This is a genomic window from Candidatus Methylomirabilota bacterium (assembly GCA_035709005.1).
Lineage (GTDB): Bacteria > Methylomirabilota > Methylomirabilia > Rokubacteriales > CSP1-6 > 40CM-4-69-5.
Window position 1 is genome coordinate 1 of record DASTFB010000037.1, and the last position, 16,837, is coordinate 16,837.

The window sequence follows — 16,837 nt, forward strand, 5'->3', positions numbered from 1 at the left end:
GGCTTGTCGAACCCCGACATCGCCGAAGCGCTCGGCATCAGCTTGCCGGCGGTGAAGTCCCGGATCCACCGCTCCCGCCTGTTCTTGCGCAAGGAGCTGAGCGCATACCTGGCTCCCGCCGCCTGAGCCTCGCGGTGAGCCCGCAGCCACACGTACCTGGAACAGCCCACCCGCGGTTCTACCCGGGCTGGCGCCGTCGATACAGCCGTACAGTTGACGCAACGCGCACGGGTGTGGTCAGATAGCTGCTTGCCGTCACGATTCTCCGAGAAAGGTCACAGGCAATGGAAGCCGTCATCCAGACCGGAGGCAAGCAGTACCGTGTGGCGCCCGGGCAAGTGATCACCGTGGAAAAGCTGCCGGGTGACAAGGGCTCGCCCGTCGAGTTCCGCTCGGTGGTGCTCGTGAGCCGGGACGGCGAGGTCATCACGGGGACCGACCGGCTGCGCGGGGCGAGAGTGGCAGGGGAGGTCGTGGGCCAGGGCCGCCACCGCAAGGTCCTCGTCGTCAAGTTCAAGCGGCGCAAGAACTACCGTCGGCATCTGGGACACCGGCAGCCGGCAACCCGGGTCCGCATCACGCAGATCGAGGTATAAGGAGCATGGCTCACAAGAAAGGCGTCGGCAGTTCCCGGAACGGCCGGGACTCCAATCCCCAGATGCTGGGCGTCAAGCGCTTCGCCGGCCAGTTCGTCACCGGGGGCAGCATCCTCGTCCGCCAGCGCGGCACGCGATTCAAGCCCGGCGCCAACGTCGGTCGCGGCTCCGATGACACCCTGTACGCCAAGATCGATGGCGTCGTGCGGTTCGATCGGCGCGGCGACTCACGCTACGTGGCCATCATCACCAGCCCCGCCTGACGGTGGGCGGGCGCTCCCCCAGCCCGCGAATCCGGTGTTCGTCGACGAGATCGAGATCTACGTCAAGGGCGGCGACGGGGGCGCCGGCTGCGTCAGCTTCCGCCGCGAGAAGTATGTTCCCTTCGGCGGTCCCGACGGCGGTGACGGGGGCGCCGGCGGCAGTGTCTGGATCGAGGCCGATCCCGCGCTGAGCACCCTCCTCGACTACCACTACAAGCGCCACTATGAGGCCGAGCGCGGCGAGCACGGCAAGGGCGCGAATCGCCACGGCGCCCAGGGCCGCGACCTCGTGCTCCGCGTGCCGGTCGGGACGGTGATCAGCGATCGCCAGACCGGCGAGGTGCTGGCCGACCTCTCGACCACCGGCCAGCGGATCCTGGCCCAGCCGGGAGCGCCCCGGGGTCGAGGCAACGCCCGGTTCGCCTCGTCGACGAACCGGGCTCCCCGCCAGGCCGACCCCGGCCGGTATGGCGAGGGGCGCTGGCTGAAGCTGGAGCTCAAGCTGCTCGCCGACGTCGGTGTGATCGGGTTTCCCAACGCCGGCAAGTCCACGCTGGTGTCGCGGCTGAGCGCGGCCAAACCGAAGATCGCCGACTACCCGTTCACCACGCTGGCGCCGACGCTGGGCCTGGTGCGGATCGACGACGAGCGCAGTTTCGTGATCGCCGACCTGCCCGGGCTGATTCCGGGGGCCTCGGAGGGGCGGGGCCTCGGTCATCAGTTTCTCCGGCATACCGAGCGCACACGGCTGCTCCTGCATGTGGTCGATCTCGACCCGTCCACCGGGCGCGATCCCGTCGACGATGTGCGGGTGATCAACGCCGAGCTCGGCGCGTACTCCGCGGCCCTGGCCGAGCGACCGCAGATCATCGTCGGCAACAAGGTCGACCTGCCGGACACCGAGCCGCCCCGCCGTGCCGTCGAGGTCTTCTGCGCCGGGGCCGGGCTTCCCTTCGTCGCGGTCTCGGCCGCCACCGGCGTCGGGCTGGTCACGCTGAGGGCGCGGGTGACCGCGGCTCTCGAAGAGACGGGATGGGTGCGCCTGGCCGGCTAGGCTCGCCCGGGAGCGGAGGCCGGCCGCCGCTGCACGGCGTGCGCCGACTCGTCGTCAAGGTCGGCAGCGGTCTCGTCAGCAGTGACGTCGGGGTCGAGCCCGAGCGCATCGCCTCCCTGGCCCAGGAGGTCGCCGATGTCCGGTCTGACCGTGAGGTGGCGCTGGTGACGTCGGGAGCGATCGCCACCGGCGCGGTTCGTCTGGGGCTGGCCGAGCGGCCGCGGACGATCCCCGAAAAACAAGCGGCCGCGGCCGTGGGGCAGGCCGCCCTCATGTGGCAGTACGAGAGGGCCTTTGCGGCCCACGGTCTGCCGGTGGGCCAGGTGCTCCTCACGGCCCAGGACATCGCCGACCGTACGCGCTATCTCAACGCGCGCAACACCTTGATGACGCTGCTGCGGCTGGGCGTCGTGCCCATCATCAACGAGAACGACACGGTCGCCGTGGACGAGATCAAGGTGGGCGACAACGACACCCTGAGCGCACTGGTCGCCTCGCTCGTCGACGCCGACCTCCTCGTCCTGCTCACCGACGTGGACGGCCTGTACACGGGCGACCCCAGCGTCGACGCCTCGGCCCGCAAGCTGGACACCGTGGAGGCCGTCACCGAGGACATCGCCCGGCTCGTGTGGGACCGGACGGGTCCCCTCTCGGTGGGGGGGATGGCCACGAAGCTGGCGGCCGCCCAGAAGGCCGCCGCCGCCGGCATCCCGATGATCATCGCGCGTGGCGGCGAGCCGGGAGTGCTGCGCCGCCTGCTGGCCGGTGAGCCGCTCGGCACGTACTTCGCGGCCAAGGCCGATCCCCTCACCGCGCGCAAGCGCTGGATCGCCTTCGCGGTCCCGCCCCAGGGCCGGCTCACGGTTGACGACGGGGCGTTGAGGGCATTAACTCGGCAGGGGCGGAGCCTCCTGCCGTCGGGCGTGGTCGACGTCGAGGGAGACTTCGCGGCCGGTGAGGTCGTCGCGGTGGTGGGCGTCGGCAACGGCAAGGAGGTCGGACGCGGGCTCGTGAACTTCGACGCCGACGAGCTCCGGAAGATCCGCGGGGCCCAGACCCGCGAGATCGAGACCCGGCTCGGCTACAAGAGCGCCGACGAGGTGATCCACCGTGACAATCTCGTGATCCACTGACGTGAGGTCATCGGGGATGGACGTCAAGACGCTGGTGGAGACCAAGGCCCGGGCGGCCCGGGCGACCGTGCCGACCCTGGCCCTCTGCTCCACGCGGACCAAGAACGAGGCTCTGCACGCCATGGCCCGCAGCCTGGAGGAGAGAGCGGCCGCCCTCGTCGAGGCCAACCAGGCCGATGTCGAACGAGCCCGGATCCAGGGGCACAGCCGGGCCTTCCTCGACCGCCTCACGCTGACCGAGCGGCGGGTGGAGGAGATGGCCGCCGGCCTGCACCAGATCGCGGCGCTCCCCGACCCGGTGGGCGTGGTGGTGGACTCATGGCGTCGCCCCAACGGCATCGAGATCGCCCAGGTCCGCGTGCCGCTCGGTGTGATCGGCTTCATCTACGAGTCCCGCCCCAACGTCACCGCGGACGCGGTCGGGCTGTGCGTGAAGTCGGGGAACGCCGTGCTCCTCAGAGGCGGCAGCGAGGCCATCGAGTCGAACGCGATGATCGTTGCCGTGCTGAGCAAGGCGCTGGAGAAGGCCGGCGTTCCCCCCGAGGCGATCCAGTTCATCGATACGACGGACCGGGCCGCCGTGGCCACCCTGCTGGGCCTCAGCGATCTGGTCGATCTCGTCATTCCCCGTGGCGGGGAAGAGTTCGTGCGCTGGGTCACCGAGCACGCCCGGGTGCCGGTCCTCAAGCACGACCGGGGCCTCGTGCACGTCTTCGTCGACGCCGACGCCGACCCCGACATGGCGACGGCCATCGTGATGAACGCCAAGGTGCAGCGCCCCAGCGTCTGCAATGCCGTGGAGACGCTGCTGGTCCACCGGGACGTCGCACCCCGGTTCCTGCCGGCGGCAGCGGCCCGGCTGCAGGCGGCCGGCGTGGAGCTGCGCGGGTGCCCGCGGACGATGGCGCTCGTGCCCGGCATCCGCGCCGCCGCCGAACGGGACTGGGACGAGGAATACCTGGATCTGATCCTGGCCGTCCGTATCGTCGACGACGTCGACGAAGCGATCGCCCACGTTCGCCGGCACGGCTCCGGCCTGGCCGAAGCCATCGTGACCAACACGCTGGCCCATGCCCGCCGGTTTACCAGGGAAATCGACGCCGCGGTGGTCCTGGTCAATGCCTCCACCCGTTTCGTGGACGGAGGACAGTTCGGCATGGGCGCCGAGATGGGCATTTCGACCTCCCGCGTCCACGCGCGGGGGCCGGTGGGGGTGCGAGAATTGACGACCACGAAGTATGTCGTGTACGGCGACGGCCAGGTGCGCGAGTAGTGGTCCGCACCGGGGTCTTCGGCGGCTCCTTCAACCCGATTCACTACGGCCACCTGCTCCTGGCCGACGATCTGCTCGAGCGGCTGGGATTCGACCGCCTGCTCTTCGTGCCGGCCGGGCTGCCACCGCACAAGCCGACCGCCACCCTGGCCCCGGCCGCCGATCGCTACGCCATGGTCCAGCTGGCGGTGGCCGACCATCCCCGCTTCGAGGTCTGCGACCTCGAGCTGCGGCGCGCCGGACCGTCCTACACCGTGGACACGCTGGAAGCTCTGGCGGCCGCCGACCAGTCGCTGTTCCTCATCGTGGGATCGGAAACGTTCCTCGACCTGCTCTCCTGGCGCTCGCCCCGTCGGATCGCCGAGTTGGCGCGCCTGGTCGTCGTGCCGCGGGCCGGGAGTGTGTTCGATCCCGAGGTGGCAGCCGCCCAGAAGGTGCTCCGGGAGATCGGCGCCACGCGCTTCCAGGTCGTCGAGGAGGGACCGGCGCCCGACGAGGGCGTGCTCGTCGTGCACGCGACCTCGCTGCCGATCTCGGCGTCCGACCTCCGCCGCCGCGCCCGCCAGGGCTGCTCGCTCGCCTATCGATTGCCCCCGGCCGTCGTCCAGTACATCCGCGACCGCCGGCTCTACGGCAGCAGCGCGGCGTGAACGAGACGCTGAACGCGGAGCGCAAAGTCCGGGAGGCGGCGCAGGCGGCGCTCGACAAGAGAGCCGTGAACGTGGTCGTGCTCGATGTGCAGGGGCTGAGCAACGTGACCGATTACTTTCTCGTGTGTAGCGGGAAGTCCACCACCCACGTCCAGAGCATCACCGACGCGATCCGCGATGAGCTCAAGGGGCTGGGAACGCGGCCCCTGCATGCCGAGGGCGTGCCCGAGAGCGGCTGGGTGCTGCTGGATTACGGCGACGTGTTGATACACGTATTCCTGGAGGACACCCGTTTGTACTATGCGCTGGAGCGGCTCTGGGGAGATGCACCGACGCTGTCATTGGAGGCCTGAATGCAAGCCCCAGGAGTTGCGTGCTTGTGCTGTTGATGCTAGCGTAGCCCAGGTTGTTAGTGGAGGTTGGGATGAGAAAGGATCGACTGGCGTCCTACAAGAAACGTCTCCTGGAGAAGCGGTACCAGCTTCTCGAGGAAGTGGGACGAAGCGCGCTCTACGGCAAGGATCAGGAAGACGACTCGATCAAGGATCTGGGGGATCAGGCCAACACGGCCTACACCCGTGAGTTTTTCTTCGAGCTCGGCAACGGGGATCGGCGGCTGCTCCGCGACGTCGTGCTGGCGCTGCAAAAGATCGAGGATGGGTCGTACGGCACCTGTGAGCGGTGCAGCGAGCCCATCGCCGAGAAGCGGCTCGATGCCCTGCCGTTCGCGCGGTACTGTATCAACTGCCAGCGCCTGGTCGAGGAGGAGGAGCGCATGGCCACGGGCTAGCTCCCGCGGCCCTCGCGTGCCCCGCCCGCCGTCCGCATGCCCGCCTGGCTCCCCTCGCTGAACGTTCTCACCTCCGCCGGTCGCCTGCTCGCCCGCGTCGTCGGCGCCGTGCCGCTGACGCGCGTCGCCCACGCCGAGATCGCCGAGTTGGTCCGCCGGGCCGGCGAGGCGGAGCAGGCGGGACGGCGCGACGAGGCGACCCGGCTGTACCGCGAGGCCCTCGGCCACCACAAGAACGAGCTGACGGCGCTGCGGGGCCTGCGCACGCTGGCCGTCGAGGCGGGGAACTGGCGGGAGGCGCTGGACGTCGCCGAGCGCCTCGTCGCTCACGCGCCGGCGGCCGAGCGTCCGCGGGAAACGGAGTGGCTGGCCATCGTCCACCATGAGCTGGGGCGCGCGGAGATCGGCCAGGGTCGCCCCGCGGCCGCCATCCCTCACTTCCGCAGCGCGATCCGGGCCGATCGCAGTTTCGTCCCCGCCGTGCTCGCCCTGGGCGAGGCCCACGAGGCGACCGGCGATCGCCGCGAGGCCCTTCGCACCTGGGAGCGCGCGGTGGAGGCCCAGCCGGCGCTCCCCATCCTGGTCCGGCTCGAGCGAGCCTATCGCGAGGAAGGACGACCGAGCCGCATGATCGCGGTGTACCGGGCCGCCGTCGAACGGGCGCCCGACGATCTGGCGCTGGCGGTGGCCCTGGGGCGGGTGTATTTCGAGCTCGAGATGCTGGACGAGGCCGCCGACCAGTTCGAGAAAGTAGAGGTTCGGGCTCCCGACCTGCCGGTGGTGCACGCGTTTCTCGGATCGGTGTTCGAGCGTCGCGGGGAGACGCGGGAGGCCTTCCAGGAGTACCGGCGGGCGTTACGGCTGAGCCACGCCTTCGACTGGCCGCACCGCTGCGCCGCCTGTCACGCGCCGGCACCCGCCTGGCGCGAGCGCTGCCAGCTGTGCGGGCGGTGGAACGCGTTGCAGCCGCTCGGAGGGCGCTGAGTCTCACGTCGGCGGCCGCCGTGCTTCGATGAGAGCCTGGGTGTGCGCCGCGCTCGATCTCCTCTATCCCGCCGTCTGTCCCGTCTGCCAGCGTCGTCTGGGCGGCGGCCGTCGGGATCCCCTCTGCGGTAGCTGCTGGGCGCGGATCGCGCGCATCGAGGCGCCGTACTGCCTTCGCTGCGGCGCCCCCGGCATCCCGGGCCGTGACGGCGCCCCGGCCGAGAGCACCCCGGCGAGCCCGCTCTGCCCGGCCTGTCGAGCCGATCCGCCGCCATTCGATTACGCTCGGGCCGCCGCCCCCTACCAGGATCCCCTGCGGTCGGCGGTCCACGCGTTCAAGTTTCGCGGCAAGCGGGCGCTGGCCCGCCCGCTCGCCGACCTTCTCATCACGCAATGCGGTCGGGGCCTCGCCGCCGAGGCCGACGTGCTCGTCCCGGTCCCGCTGGCCCCGGCCCGGGAGCGGCAGCGCGGGTTCAACCAGGCCGCGCTCCTGGCCGAGCGCGTGGGGCAGGCGCTGGCCCGACCGGTGAAGCCCGGCTGGCTGGGCCGCGCGCGGCCGACCCAGCCACAGAGCGAGCTCGCCGCCGAGGAGCGCCGGCGCAACGTCCGCGGCGCCTTCCGGGCCGCGCCCGCCGTGGCCGGGCGCCACGTGCTGGTGATCGACGACGTGCTGACCACCGGAGCCACCGCCGCCGAGTGCGCCCGCGCGCTGCGGGCGGCCGGCGTACGGACGGTGGGTGTCCTCACCGTTGCTCGGGTGGTCTGACGGGCCGTATAATCGATCAGTCGTGTGAGCCGCAACGCCGTGGATCCCCACAAGGAGTCTTCCATGAGCATTCGAGTCGGCGTCAACGGATTTGGACGGATCGGGCGAGTCTTCTTCCGGACGACCCTCAACGACAAGGATATCGAGGTGGTCGGGGTCAACGACCTGGCGGACGCCAAGACCCTGGCCCACCTTCTCAAGCACGATTCCGTGCACGGCACCCTCGCGGCCGAGGTCAAGGCCAAGGACGGCGCGATCTTCGTGGACGGGCGCGAGATCCGCGTCACCGCCGTCAAAGACCCGGCCAGCCTCCCCTGGAAAGACCTCGGCGTGGACGTCGTCATCGAGTCCACCGGCGTCTTCCGCGACACCGCGACCGCCTCCAAGCACCTGCAGGCGGGCGCGCGCAAGGTCATCATCACGGCGCCGGCCAAGGACCCTGACGTGACGATCGTGCTCGGCGTCAACGAGCAGGCCTACGATGCGCACCGCCATCGCATCATCTCGAATGCCTCCTGCACCACCAACTGCCTGGCCACCACCGTCAAGGTGATCGACGACGCCTTCGGCGTGAAACGCGGGTTCGCCACCACCGTGCACGCCTACACCAACGACCAGCCCGTCCACGATTTCCCCCACAAGGATCTGCGGCGGGCCCGGGCTGCCGCCCTCAGCATGATTCCCACCACCACCGGCGCCGCCACCGCGGTGGGGCTGGTGCTGCCCAAGCTCAAGGGCAAGCTCGACGGCATCGCCATCCGGGTGCCCACCGCCAACGTCTCGGTGATCGACCTCGTGGCCGAGGTGGACCGGCCGGCCAGCGTGCAAGCCGTCAACGACGCGTTTCGGGAGGCGGCGGCGGGCAAGCTGCGGGGCATCCTGGACGCCAGCGAGGAAGAGCTCGTCTCGGTGGACTTCAACGGCAATGCCCACTCGTCCATCGTCGACCTGTCGTCGACGGCGATGATCGAAGGCAATCTCCTGAAGGTCCTCGCCTGGTACGACAACGAGTGGGGCTACTCGTCGCGCCTGCGGGACCTGGCCCGGTTCATCGGCAAGACCCTCTAGGCGCGGGGCTGGTGGCCAAGCTCACCATCGAGCAGCTCGACCTGGCCGGTCGGCGCGTCTTCTTGCGGGCCGACCTCAACGCGCCCGTCGAGGCGGGCGCGATCACGGATGACACGCGGCTGCGCGCGGTGGTGCCCACCATCCAGTACGCCACGAGCCGCGGGGCCGCCGTCGTGCTCGCTTCGCACCTGGGCCGCCCGCGAGGCCGGCCCACGCCGGAGGCCTCGCTACGCCCCGTGGCCGAGCGACTGGAGTCGCTGTTGGGGCAGCCGGTGCCGCTAGCGCCGGACTGCGTGGGCCCCGAGGTGGCGGAGCAGGCCCAGCGTCTCAAGCCCGGCGAGGTGCTCCTCCTCGAGAATCTGCGCTTTCACAAGGAGGAGGAGATCAACGACGAGGGCTTCGCCCGGGCCCTGGCCGTCCTGGCCGACTGCTACGTGAACGACGCCTTTGCCGCGGCCCATCGCGCCCACGCCTCCATCGTGGCCATCACGAAGTTCCTGCAGCCGGCCGCCGCCGGTCTCCTGATGCAGAAGGAGCTGAACGCGCTCACTCGTATCCTGGAGCGTCCCGAACGGCCGCTGGCGGCGATCCTGGGGGGCGCCAAGGTATCCGACAAGCTGGCGCTGGTGGAAAACTTGCTGCTCCGCGTGGACGCGCTCCTGATCGGCGGCGGGATGGCCTTCACGTTCTTGAGGTCGCTCGGTCACGACGTGGGCCGCTCGCTGCTGGAGCCCGGGCAGATCGACACCGCCCGGCGCATCCTGGAGGGCGCCCGCCGGCGGGGGGTGTCGGTCGTGCTGCCCGTCGACGTCGTGGTGGCCTCGGAGCCGGACAGTCCCTCCGGCTCGGTGGTCGGCATCCGGGAGATTCCAGCAGACCGCATGGGTCTCGACATCGGCCCTCTCACCGTCGAGCGCTTTGCAACCACGCTGAAGTCGGCTCGGACGATCGTGTGGAACGGCCCGCTGGGGGTCTTCGAGAAGCCGGCCTTCGCTGCGGGCACGCTGGGCGTGGCGCGAGCCGTGGCCGACGCTCCGGCGTTCTCGGTCGTCGGTGGGGGTGACACCCTGGCCGCCGTGAACGCCGCCGGCGTCGCCGATCGCATCGGGTACATCTCGACGGCGGGAGGGGCGTTTCTCGAGTTCCTGGAAGGGCGGTCGCTGCCGGGCGTGCAAGCTCTCACGGAGGTCTCGTGATGCGGACCCCGCTCGTGATGGGAAACTGGAAGATGCATGGCACCCTGGCCGAGGCGCGGGCCCTGGCCGGCGCCCTCCGCGAGGCGCTGAAGCGGCCGCGCGGCGTGGAGGTCGTCGTCTGCCCCCCGTTCACGGCACTGGCCGCAGTGGCTGAGGTTCTGGCCGGCGGCCCCATCCGCATGGGCGGCCAGAACTGCCACTGGGAGGCCGCCGGCGCCCACACCGGGGAGATCTCGCCCGCCATGCTGGCCGACGTCGGCTGCCGCTACGTCATCATCGGCCACTCCGAGCGACGGCGCGAGATGGGGGAGGCCGACGAGCAGATCAACCGCAAGGTCCAGGCGGCCCTGGCCCACAATCTGACGCCGACGCTGTGTATCGGCGAGACCGCCGATGAGCGACGGCAGGGACTGACCTTCACCACCGTCGAGGGCCAGCTGCGAGCGGGGCTGGCCGGGCTCAGCCCGGAGGCGATCGCCAACGTCGTGCTCGCCTACGAGCCGGTCTGGGCCATCGGCACCGGGGCCAACGCCACGCCGGCGCAAGCCACCGAGGTTCACGGCTATCTGCGCGGTCTACTGTCCGAGCTCACGTCGAAGGAGACGGCGCAACGCATCCGCATCATCTACGGAGGCAGCGTGAAGGCCGACAACATCGACTCGCTGGCCGCGGAGCCCGAGATCGACGGGGCTCTGGTCGGGGGCGCCAGCCTCAACGCGGCGGGGTTCGTCGCCATCGCCAGGAAGGCGGCGCGCGCCGGCGCCGCCACGAAAGGGGAGTAATGTACACAGCCCTGGTCGTCATTCACATCATCGCGTGCTTCGGCATCGTGGGAATCGTGCTGCTGCAGGCCGGCAAAGGGGCCGACATCGGCTCGGCCTTCGGCGGCGCCGGCACGCAGGCCGTCTTCGGGTCCATGGGCACTCCCACCATCCTGGGCAAGATCACCGCCGCCGTCGCCGTCGTCTTCGTGATTACCTCGTTCACGCTGGCCATGCTGGGGGGCGGGCGGAGCGGCTCCGTCGTGCGGGAGCCCGCCCCTCCGCCCGCGACCACGGCCCCCCCGACTCCGGGCTCCACCCCGTCGAGCCCGGCCGCGCCGGCGCCGGCCAAGTAGCATGAAGCGAGCGGCGGCCCGGCGCCTTGTCGCTCTCCTGTTGCTGGGGACAGGCGCGCTGGCCGGCTGCAGCAGCGAGGTGGGCGGGGCCGCCGAGGAGGCGCCCGCCGCCGGCAAGCCGGAGTACGGCGACACCCTGGTCGAGGCGATCACCGGCAACGTCTCGGGCCTCATCCCCAACATCACGTCCGACAGCGCCTCCCACCAGATCGGCGATCTGATCTACAGCGGCCTGGTCAAGCGCGATCGTGAACTGAATCTCGTCGGCGAGCTCGCCGAGTCGTGGACCTTCAGCCCGGATTGCCGTGACCTCACGTTCTCGCTGCGCAAGGACGTCCGCTGGCACGACGGCGAGCCCTTCACCGCCGAGGACGTCATCTTCACGTACCAGACGGCCATCCACCCCAAGACGCCCACCGCCTACCGGGAGGACTTCCGGGCGGTGGCGAGCGCAGAGGCCGTCGACCGGTATACCGTCCGGATCAGGTACCACCAGCCCTACGCCAAGGCGCTGCAGAGCTGGGGCGCCTGGATGCTGCCGCGTCACCTCCTGGAGCGTTTCGTGCTGGAGGGGCGCCTGCGCGACGCGCCCCAGAACTGGACGGCGCCGGTCGGCACCGGTCCCTATCGCTTCAAGGAAATGCGCTCGGGTGAGAAGATCGTCCTCGTCGCCAATCCCGACTTCTACGAGGGTCGGCCCTACCTGTCGCGCATCGTGTATCGGGTCATTCCCAGCCAGGCCACGATCTTCCTGGAGCTCAAGGCCAAGGGCGTGGACACTGCCGGCCTCACGGCGCTGCAGTATCGCCGGCAGACGGAATATCCGGCATTTCGGAAGGCGTATATGAAGTTCCGCTACCCCAGCAACGCCTACACCTACCTGGGCTTCAACCTGAAGGACCCGCGCTTCGCCGACCGGCGCGTGCGCCACGCCTTCGCCCACGCGATCAACAAGCAGGAGCTGATCGACGGGGTCCGCATGGGCTTGGGCCGGGACGCCACCGGCCCCTACAAGCCGGGGACGTGGGTCTACAACCCCGACGTCGCCCGCTACCCCTATGATCTGACGCGGGCTCGCCGGCTGCTCGCCGAGGCCGGGTGGAACACGCGGAACAGCGAAGGATTGCTGGTCAAGGATGGCGAGCCCTTCACCTTCACCCTGCTCACCAACCAGGGCAACGACGAGCGGAAGAAGATCGCCGAGATCGTTCAGGCGTCGCTCAAAGAGCTCGGGGTCGGCGTGGAGATCCGCGTGCTGGAGTGGGCCTCCTTCCTCAAGGAGTATGTCAAGAAACGTCGCTTCGACGCCATCATCCTCGGGTGGGGCATCGGCCTCGACCCCGACCAGTACGAGATCTGGCACTCGTCCAAGACCGGGGTCGACGAGCTCAACGTGATCTCCTTCAAGAATCCCGAGGTCGACATGTTGCTCGAGAAGGGGCGGCGGTCCTGCCAACAAGCCGAGCGCAAACAGTACTATCAGCGCATCCAGGAAATCCTGGCCGAGGAGCAACCCATCATCTTCCTGTACTTCCCCGATGCGCTGCCCGCCATGAGCCAGCGTGTCCACGGGATCGTGGAGTCCCCGAACGGCATCCGGTTCAACTTCACGGAGTGGTACGTGCCCCGGTCCCTGCAGCGTTACACCTCCGAGTAAAATAGCGCTCCGTGTTCTGGTACGCGGTGCGTCGCTTCGTGCTGGCTGTGCCCTTGCTCGTGGGCATCACGTTCATCTCGTTCATGGTCATCCATCTGGCCCCGGGAGATCCCCTGGAGATGCAGATGGGCGAGCTCAACCCCGAATCCACGGCGCAGGCCAAGCAGATGTTGCGGGAGCTGTACGGACTGGACAAGCCCTTGCCCGTCCAGTACTGGCACTGGCTGGGCCGCCTCGCCCGGCTGGACTTCGGACGCTCCTTCATGCCCGACGGGCGACCGGTTCTCGACAAGATCAGTGAACGCTTGCCGGTGACACTTCTCCTCAACCTCATCGAGATGCTGATCATCCTGGTCCTGGCCGTCCCCATCGGCATCCTCAGCGCCACCCGTCAGTATTCGCTCTTCGACAAGATCACCACGGTCTTCGTCTTCGTCGGCTTCGCCACGCCCGACTTCTGGCTGGCGCTGCTCCTCATGATCCTCTTCGGCGTCCAGCTGGGCTGGCTGCCGATCTCGGGACTCCGCTCGCTGAACTGGGAATATCTGGGCTTCTGGTCGCAGCAATGGGACTTCCTGAGCCATCTGATCCTGCCCATCGTGGTGGCGACCTTCGGCGGGCTGGCCGGCTTCTCCCGCTACATGCGGCAGAGCATGCTGGAGGTCGTCCGGCAAGACTACATCCAGTCGGCCCGGGCCAAGGGCCTGTCCGAGCGGGTCGTCATCGGCAAACACGCGCTGCGCAACGCCATGCTTCCCATCGTCACCATCCTGGGCCTCTCGTTGCCGGGGCTCATCGGGGGCAGCGTCATCGTCGAGTCGGTCTTCGCCATCCCGGGGATGGGGCAGCTCATGGTGCAGTCGGTGTTCCAGCGCGATTACCCCGTGATCATGGCCAACCTCGTCATCGTCTCGGTGCTGACGCTCCTGGCCAACCTGGTCGCCGATCTGTCGTACGGTCTGGTCGATCCACGCATCCGGTTGGCCGGACGGCGTGGCCGGCGATGAAGGCCTTCGGGCGCGCCTTCGCCAAGAACCGGCTTGCCGTCGCCGGCGGCGTGGTCGTGCTAGGTCTGGCCGTGCTGGCGATCCTGGCCCCGGCCATCTCACCCCGCGATCCCAATCGACCTGACATCAAGAAGATCCTCGTCGCGCCTTCGGCGGCGCACGCGCTGGGGACGGACCAGCTCGGGCGGGACGTGTTCTCGCGCATGCTCTACGGCGCGCGGGTGTCGCTGGCGGTCGGTTTCGTCTCGGTCGGCATCGCGACCGCGATCGGCATCGCGCTCGGCTCGGCCGCCGGATACCACGGCGGTCTCGTCGATGCCCTGATCATGCGGCTCGTGGACCTCATGCTCGTCTTTCCCCGCTTCTTCCTGCTCCTGGCCGTGCTCGCCTTCCTGAAGCCCTCGATCTGGACCATCATGGTGGTCATCGGGCTCACCGGGTGGATGGGCGTGACCAGGCTCGTCCGGGCCGAGTTCCTGAGCCTCAAGGAGCGCGAGTTCGTGCTCTGGTCGCAGTCGGTGGGCGCCACCGGCTTCCGTGTCATCTGGCGTCACATCCTGCCCAACGCCATGGCTCCCGTCCTGGTGGCCATGACGCTGGGCATTCCGGCGGCCATTCTCACCGAGTCCGGGCTGTCGTTCCTGGGGCTGGGTGTCCAGCCGCCGTTCGCCAGCTGGGGGAATATCCTCAACGAGGGCAAGGACACCATCGAGATCGCCTGGTGGCTATCGGTGTACCCCGGGCTGGCCATCCTCGTGACGGTGCTCTCCTATAACCTGCTGGGCGAGGGGATTCGCGACGCCCTCGATCCCCGGCTCCGCCAAACGGTGGGTCGGTTTGTCACCCGGGGACGGTGACGGTATACTCGAGACCCGATTCGACGCGGGCCGAAGTGGCGGAACTGGCAGACGCGCACGTTTGAGGGGCGTGTGGGGCAACCCGTGGGGGTTCGAGTCCCCCCTTCGGCACCAGGCACCGTCACGTCGCCCCGCTATACCGGATGACGCAGATCCCGAAGGTCACGACGCCCGCACCCATGCTCGCCGCCCGGGAGATCGACGCTCTGGTGGAGGGCGTCCACGAGGACGTATTCGGCGTGCTGGGCCCGCACGCGGTGCAGACGGGCACCGGCGTCGCCGTGGCCGTGCGGGCCCTCCTGCCGCAGGCTGACAGCGTCCGGGTCATCCCCGCCGCCGCGGGCCGCGAGCCGCGCCCCATGCAGCGGCTCCACCCCGCCGGCTTCTTCGAAGCGGTCTTTCCCGACGAATCTCGGATCTTCGCCTATCGCCTGGAAGTGAGGGACGGCCCGGGCGCGGTCGCGGTGGTGGAGGATCCGTATCGATTCCCGTCGACCCTCGGCGAGTTCGATCGCCATCTCCTGGCCGAGGGCACGCACTACGCGGCCAGCGACAAGCTGGGCGCCCACCCGATGGTGCTGGACGGCGTGTCCGGCACGGTGTTCGCCGTGTGGGCGCCCAACGCGCGCCGCGTGAGCGTGGTCGGGGACTTCAACGGATGGGACGGGCGGCGCCATCCCATGCGACGGCATCCCGCGAACGGCATCTGGGAGATCTTCGCTCCGGGCGTGGATGAGGGCGCGCGGTACAAGTTCGAGATCCGGTCGCGCTCGGGCGAGCCCCTGGCGCTCAAGGCGGATCCGTACGCGTTCGCTTTCGAGGCCGAGACCCCCCGAACGGCCGCCGTCGTGAGCCGGCTCGCCGGCCATCGCTGGACCGACCAGGACTGGCTGGCCGAGCGCGGCCGGCGGGCGCCGCAGGAGGGGCCGCTGACGATCTACGAGGTGCACCTCGGGTCGTGGCGGCGGGTGCCCGAAGAGGGCGACCGCTTCCTCAGCTACGCCGAGCTGGCCGAGCAACTGGGCGCCTACGTGCGGGAGATGGGGTACACCCACGTCGAGCTCCTCCCGGTGATGGAGCACCCCTTCTATGGCTCCTGGGGCTACCAGGTGATCGGCTACTTCGCGCCGACGCGGCGGTATGGCACGCCGCCGGACTTCATGGCCTTCGTCGATCGCCTGCACCGGCAGGGCATCGGCGTGATCCTGGACTGGGTTCCCGCGCACTTCCCCAAGGACCCCCATGGACTCGGGTACTTCGACGGCACCCATCTGTACGAGCACGCCGATCCCCGGCGCGGCGAGCACGCCGACTGGGGAACGCTCATCTTCAACTACGGGCGCAACGAGGTGGCGAACTTCCTGCTGGAGAATGCCCTCTTCTGGCTGGATCGCTACCACGTCGACGGCCTCCGCGTGGACGCCGTCGCCTCCATGCTCTACCTGGACTACTCACGCCAGCCCGGCGAGTGGCTGCCCAACGAGTTCGGCGGTCGCGAAAACCTCGCCGCCCTCGCCCTCCTGCGCCGTCTCAACGAGCTGGCGCACCGGGATCGCCCCGGCATCGTCGTGGCCGCCGAGGAATCCACTTCCTGGCCGATGGTGTCGCGGCCGACGTACCTGGGCGGGCTCGGCTTCGGCTTCAAGTGGAACATGGGCTGGATGCACGACGTCCTGGACTACATGCGGCTCGACCCCGTGCGCCGCAAGTATCACCACAACCTCCTGACGTTCGGCCTGCTGTATGCCTGGAGCGAGAACTTCATCCTGCCCCTCTCGCACGACGAGGTCGTCCACGGCAAGGGCTCGCTGCTCGGCAAGATGCCCGGCGACGAATGGCAGCGCTTCGCGAATCTCCGGGCCCTCTACGGCTTCATGTACGGCCATCCCGGCAAGAAGCTCATGTTCATGGGCGGAGAGTTCGGCCAGAGCCGGGAATGGCATCACGATCGCAGCCTCGACTGGCACCTCACGGCAGCCGGGCCGTTCCACCGCGGTCTTCAGCGGCTCGTCCGCGACCTCAATCAGCTCTATCGGCGCGAGCCCGCCCTGCACGAGCTGGACGCCGATCCGGCGGGCTTCGAATGGATCGACTGCTCCGATAGCGAGCAGAGCGTGATCACCTTTCTCCGGCGCGCGCGCCGGCCTTCCGATCTCGTCGTCGTGGCCTGCAACTTCACGCCGGTGCCCCGAGTCGGCTATCGCATCGGTGTGCCGCGCGGGGGCTTGTACCGGGAGCAGCTGAACAGCGACGCCGCGCTGTACGGCGGCAACAATGTCGGCAACGCCGGCAGCGTCTGGGCCGAGCCCACTCCGTGGCAAGGGCAGGCGCACTCGCTCGTGCTGACCCTGCCGCCGCTGGCCGCGCTCTTTCTCAAGCCCGCCGACGGCTGACCCGGGGCTTTCTCCCGATCCGCGTCCGACGCT

General features: G+C 69.4%; 18 protein-coding genes, 1 tRNA gene and 1 pseudogene. All 20 read left to right on the plus strand.

What is annotated here, in order from left to right:
- Positions 1-3: 3 nt before the first annotated feature.
- Complete coding sequence (locus VFR64_05335; GenBank protein HET9489162.1) at positions 4-126, plus strand: sigma factor-like helix-turn-helix DNA-binding protein; 123 nt, start codon at positions 4-6, stop codon at positions 124-126.
- A gap of 158 nt (positions 127-284) precedes the next feature.
- The gene (rplU, locus tag VFR64_05340) at positions 285-596 is read left to right on the plus strand and encodes a 50S ribosomal protein L21 (GenBank protein HET9489163.1); all 312 of its coding nucleotides are present in this window, start codon (positions 285-287) and stop codon (positions 594-596) included.
- A 5-nt stretch (positions 597-601) separates the two neighbouring features.
- Complete coding sequence (gene rpmA / locus VFR64_05345; GenBank protein ID HET9489164.1) at positions 602-859, plus strand: 50S ribosomal protein L27; 258 nt, start codon at positions 602-604, stop codon at positions 857-859.
- A 34-nt stretch (positions 860-893) separates the two neighbouring features.
- A pseudogene (gene obgE, locus VFR64_05350) lies at positions 894-1,886 on the plus strand (GTPase ObgE).
- Positions 1,887-1,951: 65 nt separating this feature from the next.
- Positions 1,952-3,046 carry a glutamate 5-kinase gene (gene proB, locus VFR64_05355; protein ID HET9489165.1) on the plus strand — a complete coding sequence of 365 codons (1,095 nt, stop codon included), beginning with the start codon at positions 1,952-1,954 and terminating at the stop codon, positions 3,044-3,046.
- A 16-nt stretch (positions 3,047-3,062) separates the two neighbouring features.
- Complete coding sequence (locus VFR64_05360) at positions 3,063-4,319, plus strand: glutamate-5-semialdehyde dehydrogenase (GenBank protein HET9489166.1); 1,257 nt, start codon at positions 3,063-3,065, stop codon at positions 4,317-4,319.
- Positions 4,319-4,969 (plus strand): nicotinate-nucleotide adenylyltransferase, encoded by a 651-nt coding sequence (gene nadD / locus VFR64_05365; GenBank protein HET9489167.1) that lies wholly within the window; start codon positions 4,319-4,321, stop codon positions 4,967-4,969. Before VFR64_05360 ends, nadD begins: the two co-directional genes overlap by 1 nt.
- Positions 4,966-5,322: a ribosome silencing factor gene (rsfS, locus tag VFR64_05370; GenBank protein ID HET9489168.1), complete on the plus strand. Its 357-nt coding sequence runs from the start codon at positions 4,966-4,968 to the stop codon at positions 5,320-5,322. Before nadD ends, rsfS begins: the two co-directional genes overlap by 4 nt.
- 71 nt (positions 5,323-5,393) lie before the next feature.
- Positions 5,394-5,759, plus strand: a complete 366-nt coding sequence (locus VFR64_05375; protein HET9489169.1) for a TraR/DksA family transcriptional regulator — start codon at positions 5,394-5,396, stop codon at positions 5,757-5,759.
- Between the two features lie 36 nt (positions 5,760-5,795).
- Positions 5,796-6,743, plus strand: coding sequence for a tetratricopeptide repeat protein (locus VFR64_05380; protein ID HET9489170.1), 948 nt, complete (start codon positions 5,796-5,798; stop codon positions 6,741-6,743).
- A gap of 28 nt (positions 6,744-6,771) precedes the next feature.
- Positions 6,772-7,509 carry a ComF family protein gene (locus VFR64_05385; protein ID HET9489171.1) on the plus strand — a complete coding sequence of 246 codons (738 nt, stop codon included), beginning with the start codon at positions 6,772-6,774 and terminating at the stop codon, positions 7,507-7,509.
- A gap of 63 nt (positions 7,510-7,572) precedes the next feature.
- Entirely contained in the window at positions 7,573-8,577 is a 1,005-nt protein-coding gene (gap, locus tag VFR64_05390; protein HET9489172.1) for a type I glyceraldehyde-3-phosphate dehydrogenase, read from the plus strand.
- Between the two features lie 11 nt (positions 8,578-8,588).
- Positions 8,589-9,773 (plus strand): phosphoglycerate kinase, encoded by a 1,185-nt coding sequence (locus VFR64_05395; GenBank protein ID HET9489173.1) that lies wholly within the window; start codon positions 8,589-8,591, stop codon positions 9,771-9,773.
- Positions 9,773-10,555 (plus strand): triose-phosphate isomerase, encoded by a 783-nt coding sequence (tpiA, locus tag VFR64_05400; protein ID HET9489174.1) that lies wholly within the window; start codon positions 9,773-9,775, stop codon positions 10,553-10,555. The genes VFR64_05395 and tpiA overlap by 1 nt, the downstream gene beginning before the upstream one ends.
- Positions 10,555-10,890, plus strand: a complete 336-nt coding sequence (secG, locus tag VFR64_05405) for a preprotein translocase subunit SecG (GenBank protein HET9489175.1) — start codon at positions 10,555-10,557, stop codon at positions 10,888-10,890. Before tpiA ends, secG begins: the two co-directional genes overlap by 1 nt.
- A gap of 1 nt (position 10,891) precedes the next feature.
- Positions 10,892-12,547: a peptide-binding protein gene (locus VFR64_05410; GenBank protein HET9489176.1), complete on the plus strand. Its 1,656-nt coding sequence runs from the start codon at positions 10,892-10,894 to the stop codon at positions 12,545-12,547.
- Positions 12,548-12,558: 11 nt separating this feature from the next.
- Positions 12,559-13,554, plus strand: a complete 996-nt coding sequence (locus tag VFR64_05415) for an ABC transporter permease (protein ID HET9489177.1) — start codon at positions 12,559-12,561, stop codon at positions 13,552-13,554.
- Complete coding sequence (locus VFR64_05420; GenBank protein HET9489178.1) at positions 13,551-14,411, plus strand: ABC transporter permease; 861 nt, start codon at positions 13,551-13,553, stop codon at positions 14,409-14,411. The genes VFR64_05415 and VFR64_05420 overlap by 4 nt, the downstream gene beginning before the upstream one ends.
- A gap of 29 nt (positions 14,412-14,440) precedes the next feature.
- Positions 14,441-14,525: transfer RNA gene (locus VFR64_05425), tRNA-Leu, on the plus strand.
- 29 nt (positions 14,526-14,554) lie between these two features.
- Positions 14,555-16,804 carry a 1,4-alpha-glucan branching protein GlgB gene (gene glgB, locus VFR64_05430; GenBank protein HET9489179.1) on the plus strand — a complete coding sequence of 750 codons (2,250 nt, stop codon included), beginning with the start codon at positions 14,555-14,557 and terminating at the stop codon, positions 16,802-16,804.
- The last annotated feature ends 33 nt before the right edge of the window (positions 16,805-16,837 follow it).